The sequence below is a fragment of the Gammaproteobacteria bacterium genome, assembly GCA_015709695.1.
Classification (GTDB): domain Bacteria; phylum Pseudomonadota; class Gammaproteobacteria; order Steroidobacterales.
Genome location: CP054183.1, coordinates 443,036 through 468,191, shown reverse-complemented (window position 1 = coordinate 468,191; position 25,156 = coordinate 443,036). Strand labels below are relative to the sequence as shown.

Sequence of the window (25,156 nt, the reverse complement as noted above, 5' to 3'; positions counted from 1 at the left end):
GGGCCAGCTGACATGTCGGCGGGACCCTACCGGCTGTTGCAGGGAGAACCCTTCCCCTCCGGCGCCAGGGTCGTACCTGCCGGCGTCAACTTTGCCATCTTCAGCCGCCATGCCACTGCCGTGACGCTGGTGCTCTACGAGGGCGCCGCGGATCGCAACCCGCTGCAGGTCATCGACCTCGACCCCGTCAACAACCGCACCTTCTTCTTCTGGCACGTGCTGGTGGAAGGCGCCCGCGAGGGGCTCTGGTACAGCTGGCGCGCGGATGGCCCGGGCGACACCGCGCGCACCGGCCTGCGCTTCGACCCGCGCCGCGACCTGCTCGATCCCTGGGCGCGCGCCGTCGGCACCGGGCTCTGGAACCGCGAGCTGGCGGCGACGCTGCCCGAGCCCGGCACCGGGCTGCGCGCCTGCGTGGTCGACGACGAGGCCTACGACTGGGAGGGCGACCAGCCGCTGAACCACCGGCCCGAGGACAGCATCATCTACGAGCTGCACGTCGGCGGCTTCACGCGCCATGGCTCCTCGCGCGTGGCGGCGCCGGGCAGCTTCGCGGGCCTCATCGAGAAGATCCCCTACCTGCAGAGCCTCGGCATCACCGACGTGGAGCTCATGCCGGTCATGGCCTTCGACGTCCAGGACGTGCCGGAGCGAACCGCGGCACTGGGACTCGGCAACTACTGGGGATACAGCCCCTACGGCTACTTCGCGCCCCACCCGCCCTATTGCGCCGGACCGGACGGCAGGCGCGAATTCCGCGACATGGTCAAGGCGCTGCATCGCGCCGGCATCGGCGTGATCCTCGACGTGGTTTTCAACCACACCGCCGAAGGCGGCGCCGACGGACCGGTGATCAGCTTCAAGGGCATCGCCAACGAGAGCTTCTACCACCTCGACCCGGCCGACCGGCGGCGCTACCTGGACTACACCGGCACCGGCAACACCCTCAACTGCAACCATCCGCTGGTGGCCAACTACATCGTGCAGTGCCTGGAATACTGGGTGCGGGAGATGCACGTGGATGGCTTCCGCTTCGACCTTGCGAGCGTCATGGCCCGCGGCGAGGACGGCAAGCCGATGTACCACGCGCCCGTGCTCTGGAACATCGAGTTCTCCGAGGCCCTGGTCCACACCCGGCTGATCGCCGAGGCCTGGGACGCCGCCGGCCTCTACCAGGTGGGCGCCTTCCCCGGCTATCGCTGGGCGGAATGGAATGGCCGCTACCGCGACTCGGTGCGCCGCTTCGTGCGCGGCGACCCCGGCCTGGTCGGCGAGGTCGCCTCGCGCATCGCCGGCAGCAGCGACCTCTACGCCCCCAGCGGCCGGCTGCCCATCAACAGCATCAATTTCATCACCTGCCACGACGGCTTCACCCTCAACGACCTGGTGAGCTACGGGCAGCGCCACAACCAGGCAAATGGCGAGGACAACCGCGACGGCATGGCGGAGAACGCCAGCTGGAACTGCGGCGTGGAAGGTCCGACCGACGACCCGGTCGTGCGCGAGCTGCGCCAGCGCCTGGCGCGCAACCACCTGGCGATCCTCATGCTCTCGCAGGGTCCGCCGATGCTGCTGGCCGGCGACGAGGTGCTGCGCACGCAGCGTGGCAACAACAATGCCTACTGCCAGGACAACGACATTTCCTGGCTCGACTGGTCGCTGGTGGAGCGCAACGCCGGCTTCCTGCGCTTCGCGCGCGAGCTCATCCGCCTGCGCCGCCGCCACCGCTCGCTGCGCCGGCCCCGGTTCCTGACCGGACAGCCCGGCAGCGGGCGTGACGGCCTGCCCGATATACGCTGGCAGGATTTTTCCGGGGGGCCAGCCGACTGGTCGGACCCGCAGGCCCGCCGGCTGTCCTTCACGCTCTCCGGCCAGGAAGCAGGCGAACCCGTGCTGCACGCGCTCCTCAACATGGGACCCGAGCCGCGCTCGGCGCTGCTGCCGGTCATTGCCGGCCGTGGCTGGCGCCTGGCGCTGGATACCTCGCTGCCGCCACCCCGTGACATCGCCCCGCCCGAGCAGCAGCAACCGCTGCCCGGGCCAGGCTACACGGTACCGGCTCGTACGGTGGTGGTGCTGGAGGCCTGGCCGGACTGATCAGCCCGGCCCATGCAGCAGGATGATTCCTGCCAGCGGGGGCAGCGTCACCCGCAGCGACTGGAACTGGTCCATCCAGGGCACCGGCTCGGTGTGCAGCGGTCCGGGGTTGCCGAGGTCGCTGCCGCCGTAGAAGCGGGAATCCGAATTGAACACCTCGCGATACTCGCCGGGCCGGGGCACGCCGATGCGGTAACCAGGGCGCGGCACCGGGGTGAAGTTCAGCAGCACGATGGCCTCGCCGGACTCATCGCGCCGCATGAAGGCCAGCACCGAGTTGTCGGCATCGTCCCAGCGCAGCCACTGGAAGCCACGCCCCTCGAAATCGAAGCGGTGCAGCGGACGCTGACCGCGGTAGAGCCGGTTGAGATCGGCGACCAGGCGGCGCACGCCACCATGGGCCGGTTCCTGCAGCAGATGCCAGGGCAGTTCGCCGCGATGGTCCCATTCCCCGGGCTGGGCCAGCTCGCCACCCATGAACAGCAGCTTCTTCCCCGGATAGGTCCACTGGAACGTGTACAGCAGGCGCAGGTTGGCGAAGCGCTGCCAGTCATCGCCCGGCATGCGCCCGAGCAGCGAGCGCTTGCCGTGCACGACCTCGTCATGCGAGAGGGGCAGCACGAAGTTCTCGGTGAAGGCGTAGATCGGTCCGAAGCTCAGCAGGTCATGGTGGAAGCGCCGGTGCACCGGATCGTGGGCCAGGTACTCGAGCGTGTCGTGCATCCAGCCCATGTTCCACTTCATCGAGAAGCCGAGGCCACCGTGGTCGGTGGGGCGCGAGACCCCGGGCCAGGCCGTGGACTCCTCGGCGATGACGATGCTGCCGGGCACCTCGGCATGGGTCAGCTGGTTCAGGCGCCGGATGAAGGCCGCCGCCTCCAGGTTGCCGTTGCCTCCCGCCGCGTTGGGCACCCACTCGCCGGGGCCGCGCGAGTAATCCAGGTAGAGCATCGAGGCCACGGCGTCCACGCGCAGGCCGTCGCAGTGGAATTCCTTCAGCCAGTAGATGGCGCTCGACAGCAGGAAACTGCGCACCTCGTTGCGGTCGTAGTTGAACACCAGCGTGCCCCACTCCGCGTGCTCGCCCTTGCGCGGGTCCGGGTACTCGTAGAGCGCGCTGCCGTCGAAGCGGGCCAGGCCGTGGGCATCCCTGGGGAAATGCCCCGGCACCCAGTCGAGGATCACGCCGATGCCGGCCTGGTGCAGCTGGTCCACCAGATAGCGGAAGTCATCCGGATCGCCGAAACGCCGGGTGGGCGCGAAGTAGCCGGAGGGCTGGTAGCCCCAGGAATCATCCAGCGGGTGCTCGGTGACCGGCAGGAACTCCACATGGGTGAAGCCCAGCTCCACCACCTGCGGCACCAGCTGCGCGGCGATGTCCCGATAGTTGAGGAAGCCGCCATCCGCGCGCCGGCGCCAGGAGCCGAGATGCACCTCGTACACCGACAGCGGCGCGTGCAGCCAGTCGCCGGCCTCGCGACCGGCGATCCACGCGGCATCGCCCCACTGGTAGCCCGAGGCCGCGGCGGTCACCGAGGCGGTCGCCGGCCGCAGCTCGGTCAGCCTCGCGTAGGGATCGCCCTTCAGCAGCAGCTCCCCGCTCCAGCGGTTGCGCAACTCGAACTTGTAGTTGGCGCCGGCGCCCAGCCCGGGGATGAACAGTTCCCAGACGCCCGAACTGCCGCGGCAGCGCATCGGGTGACAGCGGCCGTCCCAGCCGTTGAAGTCGCCGACCACGCTGACCCGCTCCGCATCGGGCGCCCAGACAGCAAAGCGCACGCCGTCGATGCCATCGGCGACGACCAGGTGGGCGCCGAGCAGCCACCAGGCGTGCCAGTGGCTGCCGTCGCCGAAGGCGGCGATATCGGCCTCCGCCAGCAGCGGCGGGAAGCAGTAGGGATCCACGGCCTCGAGCACCTGCCCCTGCGCGTTGCGGCGCCGTACCCGGTAGCGCTGCGGCAGCGCCCCCGCGGGGCCGCGGAACTCGAACAGGTCGCTGTCGCCCACGCGCTCCAGGACCACGCCGGTCTCCGGCAGGCTGACCTCGACCGTCGCCGGGGACAGCACGCGCACCACGATCCGCCCGTCCGCCAGCGGGTGGCGCCCCAGCATGGCAAACGGGTCATGATGGCGCGCAGCAACCAGGCGGCCGAGCTCATGCTCTCCGGCAATGCCATGCCCCGTCACCGCATCCTCCCCTCGTGATGCCTCCGCCACGCGCCCATGGTGCCCCATTTGCCGGAAAAGGTGCCTGACATATTTCAGTCGAGGTGGCCGGCCACAGGTGACGCGGTATACTGCCAGCAGCACGGCTGGGTACGAAGAAGCCCGGAGGCCAGCGCTTGAAGCCCAGGAAGTCCGGACGCTTCGTCAGCCAGCTGACCAAGAGCACCATGGCGATCGTCATGGCCGGTGGCCGCGGCGAGCGCCTGCGCCACCTGACCCGCAATCGCGCCAAGCCGGCACTGCCGTTCGCGGGCAAGTACCGGATCATCGATTTCACCCTGTCGAATTGCGTGAACTCCGGCATCCGGCAGATCCTGGTGCTGACGCAATACAAGGCCCACGCGCTGATCCAGCACATCCAGCGCGGCTGGGGCTACCTGCGCGGCGAGCTCGGCGAGTTCGTGCAGCTGGTGCCGGCCCAGCAGCAGATCGGCGAGAGCTGGTACCGCGGCACCGCGGATTCGCTCTACCAGAACCTCGACATCATCGAGGCCTACCACCCCGATCAGGTGCTGGTGCTGGCCGGCGACCACGTCTACAAGATGGACTACGGGCCGATGATCGCCTTCCACGTCGAGAAGGGCGCCGACATCACCGTGGGCGTGGTGCAGGTGCCGCTGGACCAGGCCACGCAGTTCGGCGTGATGACCGTCAACGAGGTGCAGCGGATCATCCGCTTCAGCGAGAAACCGGCCCGGCCCGAGCCCATGCCCGGCCGCCAGGACGTGGCGCTGGCCTCCATGGGCATCTACGTCTTCAGCCGCGAGTTCCTGCAGAAGTGCCTGCGCGCCGATGCCGCGGACGCCACCTCCGCCCACGATTTCGGCAAGAACATCATCCCGGGCAGCATCGGCAAGGCGCGTGTCTATGCCTATCCGTTCGAGGACGTGAAGACCGCCGCCCAGGCCTACTGGCGCGACGTCGGCACCGTGGATGCCTTCTACGAGGCCAACATGGAGCTGGTGTACGTCACCCCGGAGCTCAACCTCTACGACGAGGACTGGCCCATCTGGACCTACCAGGAACATGTGCCGGGCGCGAAGTTCGTGCTCGACGACGACGGCCGGCGCGGCGAGGCCATCAACTCCATGGTGTCCGGCGGCTGCATCATCTCCGGGGCGACCGTGCGCGAGTCGATGCTGTTCGTCAACACGCATGTCCACGAGCGCTCCGTGGTCTTCCGCTCGGTGCTGCTGCCCAACGTGCGCATCGGCCGCGGCTGCCACATCAGCCGGGCGATCCTCGACGAGGGCTGCGTGGTGCCCGACGGCATGCACATCGGCGAGGACCCGGCGGCCGACGCGGCCCGGTTCCATGTCACCGAGGGCGGCGTGGTGCTGGTGACGCCGGAAATGCTGGCGGCCGCCGACGCGAGCCGTCGCAGCGCCGAGGCGCCAGCGGCCGCCGATGCCGCGGGCAGCGGCTGATCCCGACCACGGCATGAGCCTGCTGCTCGACCGGCGCCGCGCCGGTATCCTGCTCCATCCGACCTCGTTGCCGGGCCCGGGACCGCGGGGCGTCATCGGTGCCGATGCTCAGCGCTTCGTCGACCTGCTGGCCGAATGCGGGTTCAGCGTCTGGCAGACCCTGCCGCTCGGTCCGGTGGACCAGAGCCTGTCGCCCTACCAGATGAAGTCGGCGCACGCGGGCAGCACCGATCTCATCGACCCCGTCGATCTGGTCAGCCGCGGCTGGCTGCCGGAATCGCTGGTGGACGCCGATGCGCAGACCCGGCTGCGCGCCTGCTACGAGGGATTCCGCGGCCACGCCAGCTCCGCGGAACGGGCTGCCTTCGACCGGTTCGTCCAGCAGCAGCGCGGCTGGCTGCTGCCCTACTCGCTGTTCGAACACCACCGCCGCAATGCCGGCGGGCGGCCCTGGTGGGAGTGGCCGGAGGCGGTGCGCGAGCGCGACCCGTCGACGATGACCACGACCCTGGCCCAGGGCCGCGACAGCCTGCGCGGCATCGCCTTCGAGCAGTACCTGTTCGAGCTGCAGTGGCAGGCGCTGCGCGAATACGCCCGATCGCGGGGTGTCCTGCTGTTCGGCGACCTGCCGTTCTACCTCGATCTCGACAGCGTCGAGCTGTGGTGGCATCGCAAGCTGTTCCGCGTGGATGCCGCCGGCCGGCCCGAGGCGGTGGCCGGCGTGCCGCCGGACTACTTCAACGCCGACGGCCAGCTCTGGGGCAATCCGCTCTACGACTGGGATGCCATGCGCGCCGAGGGCTTCCGCTGGTGGGTGGACCGCATCCGCGGCCAGCTGCACCGCTTCGACCTGCTGCGCATCGACCACTTCCGCGCGCTGGAGTCGTACTGGGAGGTGCCCGCCGGCGCGGCCACCGCACGCGACGGGCGCTGGCATCCCGCCCCCGGCGGCGAACTGCTGGAGACGCTCGCGGCACAGACCGGCATCGGCGCACTGGTGGCGGAGGACCTCGGCAGCATCACGCCGGCGGTGCGCGCGCTGCGCGACCGGTTCGAGCTGCCGCGCATGCTGGTGCTGCAGTTCGCCTTCGACGGCTCGCCACAGAATCCCTACCTGCCGGCCAACCACGTCGCCAATGCGGTCGCCTACACCGGCACGCACGACAACGACACCACCATGGGCTGGTATGCCAGCCTCGATGCGGGCACGCGGGCGCGCGTCGACGCCTGCCTGGCGAGCACACCGGGTGACATGCCGGGCGCGCTGATCCGCGCCGCCTATGCCTCGGCCGCCAGCCTGGCCGTACTGCCGATGCAGGATCTCCTCGCCCTCGGCAGCGAGGCGCGCATGAACCGCCCCGGCACGCCCAGCGGCAACTGGGGCTGGCGCTTCGACTGGGGCCAGCTCGACGCCGGCCTGGCGGATCGCTGCCGGCGTCTCGCGGTACTCTCCGGCCGGGCCTAGGAGCGCGGCGCCGTCGCGCCGCCATTCACCAGCCGCGTGAACAGCGCTTCATAGTGCGGGCCCTGGTGCTCCCAGGACCAGTCGCCGGCCATGCCATTGGCGACGACGCGGGCCCAATGGGCCGGCACCGCATGCCAGTCCAGTGCGGCACGCAGGCCCCAGCCGAGGCCACCGACATCGGCATCGAGGAACACGCTGCCGGTGCCCTGGCCGGTGGCTGGATCGAAGTGGCTCACCGTGTCGGCCAGACCGCCGGTGCGGCGCACCACCGGCACGGCGCCATAGCGCATGGCATACATCTGCGTGAGGCCGCAGGGCTCGTAGAGCGAGGGCACGAGGAACAGATCACTGCCGGCGTAGACGCGGTGCGCGAGACCTTCGTCCTGCGCCTCGACGAACGCCACGCGACCCGGATACCGTGCGGCGAGCTCACGCAGCGCGGTGACGTAACCGGGCTCGCCGCTGCCGAGGATCGCGCAGCAGAAGCGCCGCTCGGCGAGCAGTGCCGGCAGCGCATGGATGAGGATGTCGATGCCCTTCTGTTGCGCGAGGCGCGACACCATGCCGACGATCGGCACGCCCTGCCCCGCCTGCAGGCCCAGCTCCGCCGCCAGCGCGGCGCGGCAGCGGTCCTTCCCCGCGAGCGCCGTGGCGGAGTAATGCGCCGGCAGCAGCGGATCGCTGGCCGGGTCCCAGTGCGCGTAGTCCACGCCGTTGAGGATGCCCGCCAGCCGGTGTCGCCGCTGGCGCAGCAGCGTGTCGAGGCCCTTGCCGTACTCCTCGGTCTGGATCTCGCGGGCATGGGTCGGGCTGACGGTGGTGAGAACATCCGCGTGGGCGATGCCGGCCCTGAGGAAGTTGATGTCGTCCTGTACCGGATCTTCCGCCATGAGCATCGGCCGCAGCGAGGCCTCGCCGGCGCGATCGAGCACGCCGGCGGGATACACGCCCTGGTAACCGATGTTGTGGATGGTCAGCGCCGCGTAGGCCTGGCGGAAGGCGCGCTCGGCCCGGAACGGCCCCTTGAGCATCACCACCGCCGGCGCCGCGTGCCAGTCGTGGCAGTGGACGATGTCCGGCCGGAAGCCGGCGATGCCGGCGAATTCCAGCGCCGCGCGCGACAGCAGCATGAAGCGCAGGGCTTCGGCCGCGCCGCTGGCATAGACGCCGCCACCGAACAGCGCGGGTGCGTCCACCACGAAGATCTCCGGCACCGGGCCGCCACCGGATTGCCCTGCCAGCCGGTGCACCGCATAGGTCGCGGCCGCATTGCCGGGCACCGGTCGCGGGCCGAGCGCGGCATGTGCCTCGATGCCGAGGCCACGCGCCCGCATGTCGCCGTAACAGGGCATCACCACCAGCACCTCGTGCCCGCGGCGAGCGAGCCAGGTGCAGAGACCGGCGGTGACGTCGCCGAGGCCGCCGACCTTGGCCAGCGGGGCATATTCGGCGCAGACGGTCAGGATGCGCATGACAGCGCGACGCCGGGAACGGCAGCCATCACGCGGGGCGCGGGCTCAGGCGTTGCGGATCGACAGTACCGGGCAGGTGGCGTGGCGCAGGACCGCCTCGGTCGTGCTGCCGAGAAGCACGTGCTTGACACCGCTGTAGCCATGCGTCGTCATGATGATGAGGCCCGCGTTCTTCTCCCTGGCGTAGCGCACCACTTCCTCCGCCGGCCGGCCCACCAGCACCCGGGTGACGATGCCGGCTTCCTTGAGGTGGGCGCTGGCAAAGGCGGCCATGCGCTTCTCGGCGCTGCGCGACAGTTCCTCGACCGAGGGAATCGGCACCGGGCCCATGTCCAGGGTGGCGTAGATGTGCGGCTCCTCGACCACGTAGACGCAGTGGATCTCCGCCTGCATCTGTCCGGCCATGCGCCGCGCCCAGGGCAGCGCCGCGAGCGACGCCTCCGAAAAATCGGTCGGGAAGACGATCACGTTCTTGCCAGCCATGCTCCTGCTCCTCATGCGTACCGGGAAAGGCGCGTGCCAGAGCGCCGCGCCAGGGCGATGCCTGGCCCGATGGGCAGTATAGTGACTCGGCAGCAGCGCATGGAAGGCTTTGCGGCGCCGGCCGGCGCCAGCAGGCCGCGTCGTCCCGCGAACGATGGCTGTCAGTAGCTGGCGAGCGCGCGCCGTGAGGTGGTGGCGCGGGCTTCGCCACCCGGGCCGTACTCGGGGGTGGCGGAAGGCTCGCCGCGCAGCAGGCGCAGCGTGCCATCGATGCGCCGGTGCTGGCCGCGGATGAGCTGGCCATTGGCATCGTTGAGGGCGCGGCACTGCCGCGTCAGCGCCAGCACCTGCTGCCAGCGCTGGCCGATGCCCGCGTCGGCGCCGAAGCCGCGGCTGGCACGACCCGGGCGGTCGCCGATGCCGAGGCGCTCGAGCAGTGCCTGCCGGCGCTGGTCGATCTCGCCGGCGGCAGCGATGGATTCGGCCTTGCTGCCGACCGCTTTCAGCAAGGCGTCCCCGTCACGGGCCGCAAGGGCACGCCGCTCCTCTTCCAGCGAGCTGAGCACGGCCTGCATGGCGTCGATCTGCTGGTCCAGCAGTCGCGCGAGATCGCGGTCAGGCAAGGGTTCCCTGGGCATGCCGGTGTCTCAGCCGAAATCCCGGTCCATGCGCAGCAGCTTCGCGGCGATACGGGCAGGATCGGGCTTGTAATCGCCGGACTCCAGGCGTTCGCGGGCGGCCTTCACGCGCGCCGCATCGACCTCGGGAACCCCGGCGAGCCGTGCCTCGATGGCCTTGAGGCGCGCGGCGGTGCCGGTGATTTCCACGGCATCGGTGGCAGTGCTGTCACGCCGGGCCGCCGTGGCGCCGGATTCACCATCCGTTCGATGGACGGCACGGGGCCGTGTGGGGGCCACATCGAGGCCCACCCTCCCGTAGCCGTTGATCTTGTCAGCCATGTCTCGCTCCTCGACCCGGTCCCAGCTTCCAACAGGCTTATCGGCAGCCAGGGCCCATTCCTTTAGCGGTTCGTTCAGGGCAACTGAATTTCTACAATTTTTTCATTCTGTACAATAGCTTGTACAAGCTTTTTCGATGAAAGGTTCTGCACTTCGATCAGCTGGCCCAGGGCACCGTCACCCCGTGCCACCGCGGGCGCCTGGACGGTCAGCGCCCCGGCCCGGGCCTGCAGCGTCACCGCCTGCCCCCTGCGGATCAGCACGGGTGCCTCCAGGAGCGAGGGCGACAAGGCTGCGCCGGCGGGTACCGCACGACGCAGGACCTGCCCTGTCACGGCTTCCACGCTGGTGAGGTAACCGCCGCCGATCAGCCCCAGCTCGCGGTCCGCCAGGATTACGTCGCCAGGCGCCAATATCTTGCCGCGCTCGAGCGGCATGGCCGTCACCACCACGGCCTGGCGCACGCTGACCCTGACCGGCACGAACAGCCGCCACGGGCGAACGCCACTGCAGCGGACTTCGGCGGTCAGGCGTGAACTGAGCTGTGGGCGCGGCGGCACCGTGGCGGCCAGCGGCACCTCACAGGCCGGCATCTGCAGCCGCGGATCCAGTTCTTCGGCCTGCGCCGTGACCTGGCCCGGCACATCGGCAAGGCGATCGCGCGCCGCGGCCTCGGCCGCGGTCCTGATGTCGGCCGCGGCCTCGAAGCGTGCCTCCGCGGCCACCGCCAGCACACCGTCCGTGGCCAGCAGGGCCAGCAGCAGGACGACGGCCCGGCTCTTGCTTGCACGATGTCGTGTTCCTTCCATGCGCAGGTGTTTTGCAAGAAGCGTGCCCGGTAGACCCGGAATGGCTGAAACCCTGCAGTCGGAACCGGAGCGGCAAGTCCCTGCCGTTGCTGCAGGCGGCTGCCGCAGGACCGGAAGCGATCTGCCGCTGCAGGCCGCCAGCCGTGATCGCCGCCCTCTCCGCCATCTCTGGCACGGCTCTTGCAACAACCCGGGCAGGACAGCGACGCATCGGGAGCATCCCATGCCCATCGACATCAACCAGGTCTTCGCACCCCACGAGCGGGTGCTGACGCTCGCCAGCCGGCGCATCGAGCTGCTGGCCGCCAACATGGCCAACGCCGATACGCCGAACTACAAGGCGCGCGACATCGATTTCAAGGCCGCCCTGGCTGCTGCCGACGCCGGCGGGACCGTGGCTCTGGAGGCCACGCGACCCGGCCATATACAAGGAGCGGCTGCCGGGGGCCAGCCGGCCGCGCTGTACCGCGTGCCCGAGCAGCCCAGCCTCGACGGCAACACCGTCGATGCGCAGAAGGAAAGCGCGGCCATCGCCGAGACCGGCACGCGCTACCAGGCCTCGCTCGCCTTCCTCGACATGCGCATCCGCGGCCTGCGCATGGCCATCACCGGAGGTCGCTGATCATGGGACTGCTCAACATCTTCGACATCGCCGGCGCCGCCATGAGCGCGCAGTCGGTGCGTCTCAATGCCACTGCCAGCAACCTGGCCAACGCCAACAGCGCCGCCGGCAAGGCCGAGGACGCCTACCGCGCCCGCCAGCCGGTTTTCCAGACCGTGCTGCAGGATCAGGGCGGCGATCCCGCCGCAGCCTCGGTACGGGTGGCCGGCGTCATGGAAAGCCAGGCCCCGCCACCGCGGGTCTACCAGCCGGGCCATCCGCAGGCGGATGCCGACGGCTACGTCTACATGTCGAACGTCAACGTCGTCGACGAGATGGTCAACATGATCTCCGCCTCGCGCTCGTACCAGAACAGCATCGAGGTGCTCAACACCTCGAAGGAACTCTTCCTCCGCACCCTCTCGCTGGGCTCCTAGCCCACTGGAGCACTGAGCCATGACCACGATCACGGGCAACAACCCCACGAACCCGCTGCCGGGCGGCCTCGACCCGTCGTACCAGCTGCCGACGAAAACCACCAAGGGCAGCAGCGAACTCGGCCAGGAACAGTTCCTGAAGCTGATGATCCAGCAGTTCAGGAACCAGGACCCGCTGAAGCCGCAGGACCCGTCCGAGTTCCTGACGCAGCTCGCGCAGGTCTCGAGCGTCGCCGGCATCTCCGAGCTCAACAGCTCGATGAAGACCCTGGCGGACGCAACCTATGCGGCGCAGGCACTACAGGCCTCGGCCGTCGTCGGCCACGAGGTGCTGGTCCCCTCCGGCAGCGCCAGCTGGTCGGCCGGGCACCCGGTCCGCGGCGAGGTCACGCTGCCGGCCGCCACCGCCACCGGCGTGGTCAGCGTCCTCGATGCCCGCGGCGTACTGGTGCGGCAGATCCCGCTCGGCAGCCGCGCCGCCGGCCAGGCAGCCTTCGAATGGGACGGCATGAATTCCGCCGGCGCGGCGGCGCCCGCCGGCACCTACACCATCAAGGCCGGCTACCACGACGGCGACCGGCAGCTGGCGCTCGACACCAGCCTGGCGAAGCGCGTCACCAGCGTCTCCCTGGGCGGCGACGGCCAGCGCGCGACGCTGGCCACGGAGGATGGCCAGAAGATCGGCCTCGCCGACGTCAAGGCCATCTACTGACCGCAACCCCCAGGCGAAATCACGGACACCCTCTCCACAGGAGCCAAGACATGTCATTCCAGATTGCACTGAGCGGACTCAACGCCGCCTCCACCGACCTGCAGGTCACCTCCAACAACATCGCCAACGCCAATACCGCCGGCTTCAAGTCCTCGCGCGCGGAATTCGCCGACGTGTTCTCCGGCGAGGCCATCGGCATCGGCAACGGCGTGCGCCTCGCCGAGGTGCGCCAGGAATTCACCCAGGGCAACGTCGACATCACCGAGCGGCAGCTCGACCTCGCCATCAGCGGCAAGGGTTTCTTCGTGGTGAGCGACAACGGCAGCCTGGTGTACTCGCGAGTCGGCGCATTCGGCCTCGACTCCAGCGGCTACGTCGAGAACTCGGAGCGCGAGCGGCTGCAGGTGTACCCGCCGCGTGGCGACGGCACCTTCAACACCGGCGCACTCACCGACCTGCGCTTCACCACCGATACCTCGCCGCCGCAGCCGACCAATGCCGTGGACATGAACATCAACCTGCCGGCCGGGGCCGCGGTGCCCAGCGTTTCGCCCTTCGACCTGACGGACCCGCAGTCGTACAACCACAGCACCTCCAGCGTCACCTACGACTCCCTGGGCGTGGCCCACGACACCACGTTCTACTTCATCGCCACGGCCGGCGGCTGGAACGCCGCCATGAGCATCGATGGCACCCAGGTCGGGACCCCGCAGCCGTTCGCCTTCAATTCCTCCGGTGCCATGACCACGCCGGCCAACGGCCAGCTGGCCTTCACCGGCTTCAACCCGGGCAATGGCGCCGCGGCGATGAACATCACGCTGAACATGAGCCGCTCCACGCAGTACGGCTCGACCTTCGTCGTCAACCAGATCGCCCCCGACGGCCAGGCCGCCGGGCGGCTGCGCAGCTTCGAGGTGGATCCCTCGGGCGTGGTCTTTGCCCGCTTCTCCAACGGCGAGTCCACGGCCCTCGGGCAGATCGCCCTCGCCAATTTCTCCAACCCGGAAGGACTGCTCAAGGTGAGTGACACATCGTTCCAGGAAACTTTCCGCTCGGGCGTCCCGCAGCGCGGCCAGGCCACGCAGTCCGACTTCGGCGTGATCCAGTCCGGCGCGCTGGAGTCCTCCAACGTGGACCTGACCGAGCAGCTGGTACGCATGATCACCAGCCAGCGCCTGTTCCAGGCCAACGCCCAGGTGATCTCGACGCTCGACACGGTCACCCAGACCATCATCAACATCCGCTGAGCCGCCTAGCGGGACGAGGTTGCCATGGACCGCATGATCTACGTCGCCATGACCGGCGCCCGCGAGGCCATGCGGGCCCAGTCGGTGGTCGCCCACAACATCGCCAACGCCAGCACCACCGGCTTCCGCGAGGTGCGCCGGGCGGTGGACAGCGCCGCGGTCGGCGGCCCCGGGCTGGCCACGCGCGTCAACCCCGTCTCGCTGCCGGATGCCTGGAACCCCGACGTCGGCACCATGATGCACACCGGGCGGGAGCTGGATATCGCCATCCAGGGCCAGGGCTGGATCGCCGTGCAGGATGCGGCAGGCAACGAGGCCTATACCCGGGCGGGCAACCTGCGCATCAATGCCGCCGGCCTGCTGGAAACCGCTTCCGGCGAACTGGTGAAGGGCAGCGGCGGGCCGATCTCCATTCCCGCCTTCCAGCAGCTCTACATCGGCAACGACGGGCAGATCTCCATCGTGCCGCAGGGCCAGACTCCCAATGCCATCGCGGTGGTGGACCGCATCCGGCTGGTCAATCCGCCGCCGGAGGAGATGCTGCGGTCCGACAACGGGCTGTTCCGCATGGCCGATGGCAGCGAGGCGCCGGCGGATGCCACGGTGACCATCGCCAGCGGCGAGCTGGAAGCGTCCAACGTCAATGCCACGGCAGCCCTGGTCGAGATGATCGAGCTGTCACGCGCCTACGAGATGCAGGTCCGCGCCATGCACGCGGCGGACGAGAACGAGGCTGCCACTGCCCGCCTGATGCGGGCCGGCGGCTGAGGCCAGCCGCACGAGGCGGCGTGATCAGGAGCAAGCAACATGGAATCACTGTGGGTCGCAAAAACCGGTCTCGATGCGCAACAGACGCGCATGACCGTGGTCTCGAACAACCTGGCCAACGTCAACACCAACGGCTTCAAGAAGGGCCGGGCCATCTTCGAGGACCTGCTCTACCAGAACGTCTCCCAGGCGGGCGGCGCCACCTCGCAGAACACCGAGAAGCCCACCGGGCTGACGCTCGGCACCGGCGTGCGCGTCGTGGCCACCGAGAAGACCTTCAACCAGGGCTCGACGGTCAACACCGGCAACCCCTTCGACGTCATGATCAGCGGCCGCGGCTTCTTCCAGGTGCTGCTGCCCGATGGCACGCAGGCCTACACCCGCGACGGTTCCTTCAAGATCGATTCCGAGGGCCGGCTGGTGACTGCCTCGGGCTACGAGATCCAGCCGTCCATCACGGTGCCGAACGGCGTGACTGCCGTCACCATCTCGCCCGACGGCCTGATCCAGGCGAAGGTCACGGGCCAGGTGGATCCGGTGACCCTGGGCACGCTGCAGATCGCCGACTTCATCAACCCCGCCGGCCTGCAGCCGCGGGGCCAGAACATGCTGGTCGAGACCGCCGCCAGCGGCACGCCGCAGATCGGCAACCCCAACCTCGAGGGCCGTGGCGACCTAGTGCAGGGCGCGCTGGAGGGCTCCAACGTCAACGTGGTCGAGGAGCTGGTGGGCATGATCGAGACGCAGCGCGCCTACGAGATGAACTCCAAGGCCATCGCGGTCAGCGACCAGATGCTGCAGTACCTGAACAACAACCTGTAGGCAGGCATCCCCATGAGCAGCCCCATCGTCCGCTCCGCCATCGTCGCCGCCCTGCTGGTGCTGGCCGCCTGCAGCAGCGTCGTCGGCCAGCAGCCGGGCGCCTACCCGGCCGCCATCCCGCAGGAGGCGGCCCTGCCGCCGCCGGAGAGCGGCGCCGTGTACCGGCCCACCACGTCCATCGCCCTGTTCGAGGACAACAAGGCGCGGCGCGTCGGCGACACCATCACGGTGCGGCTGGCCGAGCGCACCCAGGCCTCGAAGAGCGCGAGCACCGACGCCAGCAAGGAGAGCAAGACCGACACCGGCTCGCCGACGCTGCTGGGCGGCCCGGTCACCTCCAACGGCAAGGAGATCCTCAGCAACAGCTGGGAAACCGACCAGGAATTCAACGGCAAGGGCTCCAGCAGCCAGAGCAACCGCCTCGACGGCAACATCACCGTGACCGTGGCCGAGGTGCTGCCCAACGGCAACCTGCGGGTGCGTGGCGAGAAGTGGCTGACGCTCAACCAGGGCGAGGAATACGTGCAGATCTCCGGCATCGTGCGCCCGGCGGACGTGGCCGTGGACAACTCCATACCCTCCTACAAGGTGGCCGATGCCCGCATCACCTACAGCGGCAACGGCCTGGTCCCCGACGCCAACCGCCCGGGGCTGATCACGCGATTCTTCATGAAGTTCTGGCCGCTGTGAGGCGTGCCGCGCCGACCGGACACAGGAGTCCCCGCCCCATGAATCCCCGCCACAATGCCCGCCTCGTGCAGACCACCTGGCTGCTCGCCGGCATGATGCTGCTGCTCATGCAGCTTGGCGCCGAAGCACGCGCCGAGCGCATCAAGGACGTGGCCACCGTGGCCGGCGTGCGCAACAACCAGCTGATCGGCTACGGCCTGGTGGTGGGCCTCGATGGCACCGGCGACCAGACCACCCAGGCGCCCTTCACCACCCAGAGCCTGATCAGCATGCTGGAACGCCTCGGCGTCACCCTGCCGCCGGGCTCCAACCTGCAGCTGAAGAACATTGCCGCGGTCGCCGTGAGCGCCGAGCTGCCGCCGTTCGCCAAGCCCGGCCAGACGATCGACGTCACGGTGTCCTCCATCGCCAACGCCAAGAGCCTGCGGGGCGGCACGCTGCTGGTGACGCCGCTCAAGGGCATGGACGGGCAGATCTATGCCATTTCCCAGGGCAACCTCGCGGTGAGCGGCCTGGGCATATCCGGGCAGGATGGCTCGAAGATCTCCATCAACGTGCCCAGCGTGGGCACCATTCCCAATGGCGCCACGGTGGAACGCGCCGTGCCGACGCAGTTCGCCGGCACCGACCACCTGATGCTCAACCTCAACCAGCCCGACTTCACCACCGCGACGCGCCTCGCCGACAGCATCAACAGGCTGCTCGGCGCCGGCACGGCGCTGCCGCTGGACCCGACCTCGATCCGCGTCGCGGCGCCACAGGACGCGGCGGCACGCATCTCCTTCCTGTCCGCCATCGAGAACCTGGACGTGACCCCGGGGGATGCGCCCGCCAGGGTCATCGTCAACTCGCGCACCGGCACCGTGGTGATCAATTCCCAGGTGCGGGTGACGCCGGCCGCCGTCTCGCACGGCTCGCTGGTGGTGAGCATCACCGAGGACTTCAATGTCAGCCAGCCGCAGCCCTTCGCCGAGCAGGGTCAGACGGTGGTGACACCGCAGTCGAACATCGACGTCAGCCAGGGCAACAACCACATGTTCCTGTTCAAGGCCGGCGTGGACCTCAACGACATCGTCAGGGCCGTCAACGAGGTCGGTGCCGCACCGGGCGACCTGGTGGCGATCCTGCAGGCGCTGCGCGCCGCCGGCGCCCTGCGCGCCGAACTGCTGGTGATCTGACGGGCACCGGCCATGGCAGGCATCACCGGCAATCTCGACGCCAGCGCGACCCAGGCGCCACGCACCGCCACCGACTTCGCCGGCCTGGCGCAGATGCGTGCGACGGCCGCCCGCGACGCCGGCACGGTGACGCCGGAAGCCGCACGCCAGTTCGAGGCGCTGTTCGTGCAGATGATGCTGCAGAGCATGCGCCAGGCCAGTGACGTCTTCGGCGATGGCAGCGACACCACCTACCGCGACATGTTCGACCAGCAGATCGCCATGGAAATGACCCGTGGCGAAGGCCTGGGCCTGGCCACGGTCCTCACCCGCCAGCTCGCGCCCGCCGCCGCGCAGGCGGCATCGCTGCGCGCCCCGGATGCCGGTGACCAGGTCATGGTGCCGGGCAAGGCCGATCCCTCGGCGCCCCTGGCGCAGTTCCGGGTTACCCGGCCGGGGCACGAGGAACTGGCCGCGGCGGCGATGCTGCCGTCGCTGGCCTTGCCCGAGACAGCCGCCGCGGGCAGCGAGCGGACCGGGCCGTCCTGGCAGGACTGGCACCCGGCCTCGCCGGAGGAATTCGTCCGCGATGTCCTGCCCCATGCGCAGGCCGCGGGCCGCGAACTGGGCGTGGACCCGAAGGCCATCATCGCCCAGGCCGCGCTGGAAACCGGCTGGGGCCGCAAGCTGGCCCGCGACGGCCAGGGCATGAGCGGCAACAACCCCTTCAACATCAAGGCCGACCGCGGCTGGGACGGCGCGCGTGTGACGGTGCGCACACTGGAATTCGAGGATGGCCTGCCCAGGCCGAGGCTGGCCGCCTTTCGCGCCTATCCGGACCTCGGTGCCGCGTTCGCGGATTATGTGCAGTTCCTGAAGACCAACCCGCGCTACACGGATGCCCTGCGCCAGGGTACCCAGGCCGGGAAATTCGCCGATTCGCTGCAGGCGGCAGGCTACGCCACCGATCCCGCCTATGCGCAGAAGTTACGTTCAATCCTCGGTGGCACGCGCCTGAACGAGGTGCTCGACGGCCTCAAGAATTTCGTGGGCATGCCGAAGCCCTAGGGCAGCGGTAGCCACTGAAGACCCGACGAAGACCGCGATGGAACCCATGCCATGTCGATCATCAACACCGCACTGACCGGACTGGTCGCCGCACAGCGGGGCCTGGAGACCACCAGCAACAACGTGGCCAATGCCGGCACCGACGGCTATGTGCGCCGGCGCATCGTGCAGGTGGAGGGCGTCACCGCGGGTGCCGGCCTCACGGCGGACCTGGGTTCCGGCGCGCGCGTGGTCGGCGTCGAGCGCATGGTCAACAGCTTCCTCACCGAGGCGCTGCGCGGGGCCACCAGCAGCAGCGAACGCGCCACGGCGATGGCCGACATGACGGCGCGCCTGGACACCTTGCTCGGCAGTCCCGACCACGGCATCCACAGCGCCATCCAGTCGTTCTTCGACCAGGTCGAGCTGCTCGCGCGCGACCCGAGCTCGGCATCGAACCGCCAGCAGCTGCTGCAGCAGGGCGATTCGCTGATGCAACGGTTCCAGCAGCTCGACTCGCAGCTGCGCGGCCTGGACAACGAGATCAACCGGCGCCTGCAGGACTCCGCCACCCGCGTCAGCAACATCGCCGCCCAGCTGGCCGACATCAACGCCGCCATCGGCCGCGGCATCTCCGGCAGCAACGACCTGGCGGACCAGCGCGATGCCTTGCTGGCCCAGCTGAGCGGCGAACTCGACATCACCGTCGTGCCGCAGGCCGACGGCACCACCAACGTCATGGTCGGCAACGGCCAGCCGCTGGTGCTGGGCATGAACAGCGCCACCCTGACCCTGTCCCCGGACAGTTTCGATCCGACGCGCGGCAGCCTGAGCATCGACTTCGGTACCGAAGCGCGGCCGATCGGCCGGCAGGTGACCGGTGGCACGCTCGGCGGCCTGCTGGCATTCCGCAACGGGGCGCTCGACCCGGCGCGGCGCGAGCTGGGGCTGCTGGCAACCAGCCTCGCCAGCGCCTTCAATGCCCAGCACGCCATGGGCGTCGATGCCAACGGCAACCTCGGCGGGGATTTCTTCACCACCGGCACGCCGACGGTGCTGCACGATGCCCGCAACACCGGCACGGCGTCCGTGACCGCCACGATCACCAACCCGGCCAGCCTGCAGGGCCGCGACTACGAGCTGCGCCTCGATGGCGCGACCTGGTCGCTCCGCGACGGCAGCACGGGCCAGGTGCTCGGCATGACCGGTACCGGCACCGCCGCCAATCCCTTCAGCTTCGATGGCGTCGCGGTGGTGGTCGGTCCCGGCGCGGCCAGCGGCGACCGCTTTCTCGTCCGGCCGGTCGCCGACGCGGCGGGCCGCATCGGCCTGGCCATCGGCGATCCGGCAGCCATCGCAGCCGCCGGTCCGGTGGCGGCTTCGCGTGCTCTCGCCAATTCGGGCAGCGCCACCATCAGCATGGCCGCCCCGCCCGACACCGGCAACGCCAGCCTGCTGCAACCGGTGGAAGTGCGCTTCGATTCGCCGACGAGCTATCGCATCTACGATGCCGGCAACAACGACCTCAGCGGCCCGCTTGCCCTGGGCAGCGGCGGCATCATCAGCTTCAACGGCTGGACGGTGCGGCTCGCAGGTAGCGTGGCGGCCGGTGACCGCTTCGGCATCCGCCCCACCGGTCCCGGAAGTGGCGACAACAGCAATGCCCTGGCACTGGCCGGCACGGGCACCCGGGGCTTCCTCGGCGCCGGCCAGATCTCCGTGGACCAGCTGTCCTCCCGGCTGCTCTCCAGCGTCGGTGCCGCCGCCCAGCGCAGCCGGCAGGACGCCGACGTGCAGGCGGCACTGCAGGAGCAGGCCGGCATCGACGTCGAGGCAGCGTCCGGCGTCAATCTCGACGAGGAAGCCGCCAACATGCTGCGCTACCAGCAGGCCTACATGGCCGCCAGCAAGATGATCGGCGTCTCCGACGACCTGTTCCGCACCCTGCTCGGGATCCTGAATTAGCCATGCGTGTCTCATCCAAGTCCATCCAGGTCCAGTGGCTGGCTGACGTCTACCGGCGCCAGGCGGCGATGGCCCGCATCCAGAAGCAGGTCAGCTCCGGCCTGCGCATCAATACCGCCGGCGACGATCCCGGCGGTGCCAGCCAGGTGGTCTCGCTCAAGCAGGGCCTCGGCCGGCTGGAGAATTTCCAGGCGAGTGGCGAGGCCGTGCGCCGGCGCCTGTCGCTCGAGGAAGGCGCGCTCAGCAACGTGCAGGACGCGCTGGCCCGGGTGCGCGAGCTCGCGGTCGAGGCCGGCGGCGGCGTGCAGACCAACGACACCCGCAAGGCCATCGCCGCCGAGATCCGCGAACTGCTCGCCGGCATGGTCGACAGCGCCAACAGCCAGGATGGCGAAGGGCGCTACCTGTTCGGCGGCAATGCCGTGGCCGGCCAGCCGGTGACCCTCAGCGGCGGCGTGGCGGTGTACAACGGCGACGACGGCGTGCGCCTGCAGCGTGTGGGCGAGAACCGCAGCCTGCGCGAGGGCGATGCGGGATCGGACGTGTTCTTCCGCATCCGCAACGGCAACGGCAGCTTCTCGGTCACCGGCAATGCCGGCAACCAGGGCACGGCGTTCTTCTCCGCGGCCACGGTGACCGATCCCTCTTCCTGGGTTGCCGACGACTACAGCATCAGCTTCACCGGACCGGGCGCCTGGACGGTCACCGATTCCGGCGGCGCCACCATCGCCAGCGGCAGCTGGCAGACGGGCGACGCGATCCAGTTCCGTGGCATCTCGGTCACGTTCAATGGCGCGCCGGCGGCGGGCGACAGCTTCAGCATCGCCGCCAGCGACCACGACAGCATCTTCGCCATGGTCGACCGGCTGGCCGGTGCGCTGGAGAGCGACAGCGCCTCGCCCCGGGGCCGGGCCGCATTCCAGACTCGTCTCAATGCCGTGCTGCTCGACCTCGACCAGGCCGAACGGCACCTCGACGATGTCCGCAGCGGTGTCGGCTCCCGCCTGGCGGCGGTCGACGAGCAGAAGTCCAACAACGACGAGCTGGCCCTGCAGCTGCAGACCACCCTCTCCAGCGTCCGCGACGTCGACTACCCGAAGGCCATCTCCGATCTCGAGACCCAGCTGACCGGCCTGGAAGCCGCACAGAAGGTCTTCGCGCAGACGCGCAGCCTCTCGCTCTTCGACCTGCTCTAGGCCGCGCCACGGCCTTCCGGCCCCGTCCCCGGGGCACGGCACCGGCGCGACAGCGCCAATCTGCGAACCCGGTCACGCTTCCCCGCTTCAAGGCATTCGCGGGACTGCCGATAAAACCGTCGCAAAGGCTCCACGGCCTCCGACGAAGCCCCCGCCGCAAGGCATGCGGGCGACAGGATCCGCAGAGCACGCCTGACCAGGAACCGAAGACCCTTAAGGAGGGCCGTCATGCCAGTAGTCATCAATACCAACGTCCTGTCGCTGAACGCCCAGCGCAACCTGTCGCGTTCCGACAGCACGCTGCAGACCGCGTTGCAGCGGCTCTCGTCCGGCCTGCGCATCAACAGCGCCAAGGACGATGCCGCCGGCCTCGCGATCGCCAACCGCTTCACCACGCAGATCCGCGGCCTGAACCAGGCGGTGCGCAATGCCAACGACGGCATCTCCCTCGCGCAGACCGCCGAGTCCGCGCTCGACGAGCTGACCAACAACCTGCAGCGCATCCGCGAGCTGGCCGTGCAGTCCGCCAACGCGACCAACTCCGCCTCCGACCGCGCCGCCCTGGACCAGGAAGTCCAGCAGCGCCTGGCGGAAGTGAACCGGATCGCCTCGCAGACCTCGTTCAACGGCCAGAAGGTCCTCGACGGCAGCTTCGGCTCCGCCCAGTTCCAGGTCGGTGCCAACGTCGGCGAGACGATCAACGTCAACCTGACCACCGGCGTGCGCGCCGACCAGCTTGGCCAGATCGCCACCGCCACCGGCGGCGCCGTGACGGCCAACGCACTCACGGATGGCAGCGTGACCATCGCCGTGGGGACCGGAACGGCTGTTTCCGTCCGTGCCAGCACCGCGGGCACGCAGGCCGGCCAGACCTCCGACAGCGCCTGGGCCAAGCTGCAGGCGATCAACGGCGCCGGCGTCTCGGGCCTGACCGCCACGGCCACCAACGCCAGCACGGGCACCTTCAACACGGTCAGCAGCGCGGGTGGCACCTCCACCTACAACCTGACGGTCAACGGCGTGGCCATCTACGCGGGCACCGGCAACATCGCCAGCGGCGGCTCGCTGACGGTGGCCGACGTCGCCGCGCAGGTGAACCTGTTCTCCGCGCAGACGGGCGTCTCGGCCTCCGTGTCCGGCTCGAGCCTGACGCTCACGGCCGCTGACGGCCGCAACGTGGTGGTCGCCGAGACCATCGCCAACGGCACGGGCACCGCCTCGGGCACCGGCATCGCCGCCGCCCAGGAAGGCACGCTGCGTGGCACGCTGACGCTGGCGGCCTCCGAGAACATCACCCTCGGCGGCACCCAGGCGGACATCGGCTTCAGTGTCACCTCGATTGCCAAGGACACCACCACGCTGGCCTCGGTCGCGGTCACCTCGGTGGCCAACGCCAACAGCGCCATCCAGCGCGTGGATGCGGCACTGACCTCGGTGTCCTCGCTGCGCAGCCAGTTCGGCGCCATCCAGAACCGCTTCGAGTCGACGATCTCGAACCTCCAGGCGGTGTCGGAGAACCTCACGGCGTCCCGCAGCCGCATCCAGGACGCGGACTTCGCCGCCGAGACGGCATCGCTGACCAAGGCGCAGATCCTGCAGCAGGCCGGTGTGGCCGTGTTGGCCCAGGCCAACGCCGCCCCGCAGGTGGTGCTGGGTCTGCTCCGCGGCTAGGCGCGAGAGTGACGAAACGCGGGCGGTGGCCGGCAGGATGCCGGCCACCGCTTCGCGGCGATCGAGAAGCGACCAGGTTGCGGAGGCGATAGATGAACGTCATGGCAACAGGCAGCCATCCGGCGCCAGCCGCGCCGGCCAGCGGCCGACCCCAGCCGACCCATGCGGAAGGTGGCAAGGACCTGCCGCCAGCCGGCAAATCGTCGCCGGCTCCCGCGCCGGTGATGGACGTCGCGAGCATCGAAAAGGCAGTCGAGCAGATCAACAGCTACCTGCGCGACTCGCAGCGGCAGCTCGAATTCCAGATGGATCCGGGCAGTGGCCGCACCGTCATGCGCATGGTCGACGCCTCGGGGAAGCTGATCCGCCAGGTGCCGTCCGAAGTCGTGCTGGCCATTGCCGCCGCGCTCGACAGCCGCGGCTTCCACAGCGTCAGCGATCTCGCCTGACTGGCACGGATCTTGCTGCCTGAGGGCGGGACCCGGACAACCGGCGACCCGCTGACCCAGCAATCACATGGCAGGCTGATGCAATGGCAATCACTGCTCCAGGCATAGGATCCGGGCTCGACGTCAAGAGCCTCGTCGAACAGCTCGTCTCCGCCGAGCGCCAGCCGGCGGCCACGCGCCTCGCTTCCCAGGAAGCGAAGGCCAATGCGGAACTCACTGGTATCGGCAGGCTGAAGAGCGCCCTCGCCACGTTTCAGAGCGCCGTCGCCACCCTGGCGGACATCGACTCGTTCCAGCAGCGCAAGGCCACTGTCCCGGACGACGGCCGCATCAGCGCCACGGTGACCACCGACGCCACGCCTGCCAGCTACGAGGTCGAGGTTCTCGCCCTGGCGCGGGCCCACCGGCTGCTGTCGGGTGCCTTTGCCGGCGCAGACAGCGTGGTCGGCGAGGGCCAGCTGCTCATCGGCAGCGGCGCCAGCAGCATGCAGATCGAGATCACCCCGGCCAACAACACGCTGGCCGGGATACGCGATGCCATCAACGCATCGGGCAACAATCCCGGTGTGCGCGCCAGCATCGTCACGGGTGCCGATGGCGCCCACCTGATCCTGACCGCCACGAGCACCGGTGCCAGCCATGCCATCACCGTGGATGCCATCGCCCCGGGCAGCCCGCTGGAAGCGCTGGAGTTCGGTGCCGGCACCAGCAACAGCATGACCGAGTCCGCGGCCGCGGCCGATGCCAGCCTCACCATCGACGGCCTGGCGGTCACCGGCTCCGGCAACAGCATCGATTCCGCCATCCCCGGGGTCACCATCGATTTACTCAAGGCGGAGCCGGGCGTACCGGTGACCCTGCAGGTCGCCTACGACAAGGAAGCCGCGCGTGCCGCGCTCGGCAAGTTCGTCGAGGCCTACAACGCCGTCGTCGGCACCATCAACGAACTCACCGCCTACAACGCCGACACCAAGTCCGCGGGCCCGCTGCTCGGCGACGCCGCCACGCGCGCCATCCGCGGCGCGCTGCGCGAGGCCCTCGGCCGCTCGGTGGGCGCGTCGACCGATCCCTTCCGCACGCTGACGGAGATCGGCATCAGCTCGGACACCAAGGGCAAACTCAGCCTGGACAGCAGCAAGTTCGACAAGGCGGTGGCCGCGGACTTCGACGGCGTCGGCCGGGTGCTGGCCGGCGAGGGAGACGGCATCGCCGTGCGCATGAAGGCCATCGTCGACGACGTGCTCGGCAGCAGCGGCCGCATCCAGAGCAAGGAACAGACGCTCAAGGAACGCCTGAGCGACATCGGCGAGCGGCGTACCGCGCTGGACAGCCGAATGGAGAAGGTCCAGGACCGCTACCGCAAGCAATTCCTGGCGCTGGACACCCTGATGAGCCAGCTCACGCAGACCAGCAACTACCTGACGCAGCAGCTTGCCAGGCTCTGAGCCGGCCGGCA

23 protein-coding genes are annotated in these 25,156 nt (G+C 69.5%); 17 read left to right on the top strand and 6 right to left on the bottom strand.

Going from position 1 to position 25,156, the window contains the following annotated elements; translation table 11 throughout:
• Positions 1-12: 12 nt before the first annotated feature.
• Positions 13-2,097 carry a glycogen debranching protein GlgX gene (glgX, locus tag HRU81_02230; GenBank protein QOJ31022.1) on the top strand — a complete coding sequence of 695 codons (2,085 nt, stop codon included), beginning with the start codon at positions 13-15 and terminating at the stop codon, positions 2,095-2,097.
• Here glgX and glgB read toward each other — a convergent pair whose 3' ends face one another.
• Positions 2,098-4,332: a 1,4-alpha-glucan branching protein GlgB gene (glgB, locus tag HRU81_02225; GenBank protein QOJ31021.1), complete on the bottom strand. Its 2,235-nt coding sequence runs from the start codon at positions 4,330-4,332 to the stop codon at positions 2,098-2,100.
• Between the two features lie 107 nt (positions 4,333-4,439).
• Here glgB and glgC point away from each other — a divergent pair, with 107 nt between their 5' ends.
• Together glgC and malQ are read left to right on the top strand one after the other, a co-directional pair.
• Positions 4,440-5,750 carry a glucose-1-phosphate adenylyltransferase gene (glgC, locus tag HRU81_02220; protein ID QOJ31020.1) on the top strand — a complete coding sequence of 437 codons (1,311 nt, stop codon included), beginning with the start codon at positions 4,440-4,442 and terminating at the stop codon, positions 5,748-5,750.
• Positions 5,751-5,763: 13 nt separating this feature from the next.
• A complete protein-coding gene (gene malQ / locus HRU81_02215; GenBank protein ID QOJ33243.1) occupies positions 5,764-7,215 on the top strand; it encodes a 4-alpha-glucanotransferase in 1,452 nt (483 codons plus the stop codon).
• Here malQ and HRU81_02210 read toward each other — a convergent pair.
• From HRU81_02210 to flgA, 5 genes are all read right to left on the bottom strand, one after another.
• Positions 7,212-8,687, bottom strand: coding sequence for a glycogen synthase (locus tag HRU81_02210; protein ID QOJ31019.1), 1,476 nt, complete (start codon positions 8,685-8,687; stop codon positions 7,212-7,214). The two genes, malQ and HRU81_02210, sit on opposite strands and share 4 nt — an antisense overlap.
• Positions 8,688-8,732: 45 nt before the next feature.
• On the bottom strand, positions 8,733-9,170 hold the full coding sequence (locus tag HRU81_02205) for a universal stress protein (GenBank protein ID QOJ31018.1): 438 nt from the start codon (positions 9,168-9,170) through the stop codon (positions 8,733-8,735).
• A gap of 161 nt (positions 9,171-9,331) precedes the next feature.
• On the bottom strand, positions 9,332-9,808 hold the full coding sequence (locus HRU81_02200) for a flagellar protein FlgN (protein ID QOJ31017.1): 477 nt from the start codon (positions 9,806-9,808) through the stop codon (positions 9,332-9,334).
• Positions 9,809-9,817: 9 nt separating this feature from the next.
• A complete protein-coding gene (gene flgM / locus HRU81_02195) occupies positions 9,818-10,129 on the bottom strand; it encodes a flagellar biosynthesis anti-sigma factor FlgM (GenBank protein QOJ31016.1) in 312 nt (103 codons plus the stop codon).
• 74 nt (positions 10,130-10,203) lie between these two features.
• The gene (gene flgA, locus HRU81_02190; protein ID QOJ31015.1) at positions 10,204-10,938 is read right to left on the bottom strand and encodes a flagellar basal body P-ring formation protein FlgA; all 735 of its coding nucleotides are present in this window, start codon (positions 10,936-10,938) and stop codon (positions 10,204-10,206) included.
• Positions 10,939-11,161: 223 nt separating this feature from the next.
• On the opposite strand from flgA, the gene flgB reads away from it, so the two are divergent.
• From flgB to fliD, 14 genes are all read left to right on the top strand, one after another.
• The gene (gene flgB / locus HRU81_02185) at positions 11,162-11,560 is read left to right on the top strand and encodes a flagellar basal body rod protein FlgB (GenBank protein ID QOJ31014.1); all 399 of its coding nucleotides are present in this window, start codon (positions 11,162-11,164) and stop codon (positions 11,558-11,560) included.
• Between the two features lie 2 nt (positions 11,561-11,562).
• Positions 11,563-11,976 carry a flagellar basal body rod protein FlgC gene (gene flgC, locus HRU81_02180; protein QOJ31013.1) on the top strand — a complete coding sequence of 138 codons (414 nt, stop codon included), beginning with the start codon at positions 11,563-11,565 and terminating at the stop codon, positions 11,974-11,976.
• Between the two features lie 19 nt (positions 11,977-11,995).
• Entirely contained in the window at positions 11,996-12,688 is a 693-nt protein-coding gene (locus tag HRU81_02175; protein QOJ31012.1) for a flagellar hook assembly protein FlgD, read from the top strand.
• 50 nt (positions 12,689-12,738) lie between these two features.
• Positions 12,739-13,935, top strand: a complete 1,197-nt coding sequence (gene flgE, locus HRU81_02170) for a flagellar hook protein FlgE (protein ID QOJ31011.1) — start codon at positions 12,739-12,741, stop codon at positions 13,933-13,935.
• Between the two features lie 24 nt (positions 13,936-13,959).
• Positions 13,960-14,703, top strand: coding sequence for a flagellar basal body rod protein FlgF (locus tag HRU81_02165; protein ID QOJ31010.1), 744 nt, complete (start codon positions 13,960-13,962; stop codon positions 14,701-14,703).
• Between the two features lie 39 nt (positions 14,704-14,742).
• Positions 14,743-15,525 carry a flagellar basal-body rod protein FlgG gene (gene flgG / locus HRU81_02160; protein QOJ31009.1) on the top strand — a complete coding sequence of 261 codons (783 nt, stop codon included), beginning with the start codon at positions 14,743-14,745 and terminating at the stop codon, positions 15,523-15,525.
• A gap of 12 nt (positions 15,526-15,537) precedes the next feature.
• Entirely contained in the window at positions 15,538-16,215 is a 678-nt protein-coding gene (gene flgH, locus HRU81_02155) for a flagellar basal body L-ring protein FlgH (GenBank protein QOJ31008.1), read from the top strand.
• A gap of 38 nt (positions 16,216-16,253) precedes the next feature.
• Positions 16,254-17,393, top strand: a complete 1,140-nt coding sequence (locus HRU81_02150) for a flagellar basal body P-ring protein FlgI (GenBank protein ID QOJ31007.1) — start codon at positions 16,254-16,256, stop codon at positions 17,391-17,393.
• Positions 17,394-17,405: 12 nt separating this feature from the next.
• Positions 17,406-18,440, top strand: coding sequence for a flagellar assembly peptidoglycan hydrolase FlgJ (flgJ, locus tag HRU81_02145; GenBank protein QOJ31006.1), 1,035 nt, complete (start codon positions 17,406-17,408; stop codon positions 18,438-18,440).
• A gap of 51 nt (positions 18,441-18,491) precedes the next feature.
• Positions 18,492-20,384 carry a flagellar hook-associated protein FlgK gene (gene flgK, locus HRU81_02140; protein QOJ31005.1) on the top strand — a complete coding sequence of 631 codons (1,893 nt, stop codon included), beginning with the start codon at positions 18,492-18,494 and terminating at the stop codon, positions 20,382-20,384.
• 2 nt (positions 20,385-20,386) lie between these two features.
• On the top strand, positions 20,387-21,580 hold the full coding sequence (flgL, locus tag HRU81_02135; GenBank protein QOJ31004.1) for a flagellar hook-associated protein FlgL: 1,194 nt from the start codon (positions 20,387-20,389) through the stop codon (positions 21,578-21,580).
• 228 nt (positions 21,581-21,808) lie between these two features.
• Positions 21,809-23,251 (top strand): flagellin, encoded by a 1,443-nt coding sequence (locus tag HRU81_02130; protein QOJ31003.1) that lies wholly within the window; start codon positions 21,809-21,811, stop codon positions 23,249-23,251.
• 101 nt (positions 23,252-23,352) lie between these two features.
• Positions 23,353-23,700 (top strand): flagellar protein FlaG, encoded by a 348-nt coding sequence (locus tag HRU81_02125; protein ID QOJ31002.1) that lies wholly within the window; start codon positions 23,353-23,355, stop codon positions 23,698-23,700.
• An 83-nt stretch (positions 23,701-23,783) separates the two neighbouring features.
• Positions 23,784-25,145 (top strand): flagellar filament capping protein FliD, encoded by a 1,362-nt coding sequence (gene fliD, locus HRU81_02120; protein ID QOJ31001.1) that lies wholly within the window; start codon positions 23,784-23,786, stop codon positions 25,143-25,145.
• The last annotated feature ends 11 nt before the right edge of the window (positions 25,146-25,156 follow it).

Bases quoted from the DNA above. Each gene is read 5' to 3' on its own strand.
- HRU81_02150 (QOJ31007.1), top strand. From the start codon at position 16,254: ATGAATCCCCGCCACAATGCCCGCCTCGTGCAGACCACCTGGCTGCTC.
- HRU81_02205 (QOJ31018.1), bottom strand. From the start codon at position 9,170: ATGGCTGGCAAGAACGTGATCGTCTTCCCGACCGATTTTTCGGAGGCG.
- HRU81_02165 (QOJ31010.1), top strand. From the start codon at position 13,960: ATGGACCGCATGATCTACGTCGCCATGACCGGCGCCCGCGAGGCCATG.
- flgK (QOJ31005.1), top strand. From the start codon at position 18,492: ATGTCGATCATCAACACCGCACTGACCGGACTGGTCGCCGCACAGCGG.
- malQ (QOJ33243.1), top strand. From the start codon at position 5,764: ATGAGCCTGCTGCTCGACCGGCGCCGCGCCGGTATCCTGCTCCATCCG.
- HRU81_02125 (QOJ31002.1), top strand. From the start codon at position 23,353: ATGGCAACAGGCAGCCATCCGGCGCCAGCCGCGCCGGCCAGCGGCCGA.
- flgM (QOJ31016.1), bottom strand. From the start codon at position 10,129: ATGGCTGACAAGATCAACGGCTACGGGAGGGTGGGCCTCGATGTGGCC.
- flgC (QOJ31013.1), top strand. From the start codon at position 11,563: ATGGGACTGCTCAACATCTTCGACATCGCCGGCGCCGCCATGAGCGCG.
- glgB (QOJ31021.1), bottom strand. From the start codon at position 4,332: ATGGGGCACCATGGGCGCGTGGCGGAGGCATCACGAGGGGAGGATGCG.
- flgJ (QOJ31006.1), top strand. From the start codon at position 17,406: ATGGCAGGCATCACCGGCAATCTCGACGCCAGCGCGACCCAGGCGCCA.
- glgX (QOJ31022.1), top strand. From the start codon at position 13: ATGTCGGCGGGACCCTACCGGCTGTTGCAGGGAGAACCCTTCCCCTCC.
- flgB (QOJ31014.1), top strand. From the start codon at position 11,162: ATGCCCATCGACATCAACCAGGTCTTCGCACCCCACGAGCGGGTGCTG.
- HRU81_02210 (QOJ31019.1), bottom strand. From the start codon at position 8,687: ATGCGCATCCTGACCGTCTGCGCCGAATATGCCCCGCTGGCCAAGGTC.
- flgH (QOJ31008.1), top strand. From the start codon at position 15,538: ATGAGCAGCCCCATCGTCCGCTCCGCCATCGTCGCCGCCCTGCTGGTG.
- HRU81_02175 (QOJ31012.1), top strand. From the start codon at position 11,996: ATGACCACGATCACGGGCAACAACCCCACGAACCCGCTGCCGGGCGGC.
- flgL (QOJ31004.1), top strand. From the start codon at position 20,387: ATGCGTGTCTCATCCAAGTCCATCCAGGTCCAGTGGCTGGCTGACGTC.
- HRU81_02130 (QOJ31003.1), top strand. From the start codon at position 21,809: ATGCCAGTAGTCATCAATACCAACGTCCTGTCGCTGAACGCCCAGCGC.
- flgA (QOJ31015.1), bottom strand. From the start codon at position 10,938: ATGGAAGGAACACGACATCGTGCAAGCAAGAGCCGGGCCGTCGTCCTG.
- flgG (QOJ31009.1), top strand. From the start codon at position 14,743: ATGGAATCACTGTGGGTCGCAAAAACCGGTCTCGATGCGCAACAGACG.
- HRU81_02200 (QOJ31017.1), bottom strand. From the start codon at position 9,808: ATGCCCAGGGAACCCTTGCCTGACCGCGATCTCGCGCGACTGCTGGAC.
- flgE (QOJ31011.1), top strand. From the start codon at position 12,739: ATGTCATTCCAGATTGCACTGAGCGGACTCAACGCCGCCTCCACCGAC.
- fliD (QOJ31001.1), top strand. From the start codon at position 23,784: ATGGCAATCACTGCTCCAGGCATAGGATCCGGGCTCGACGTCAAGAGC.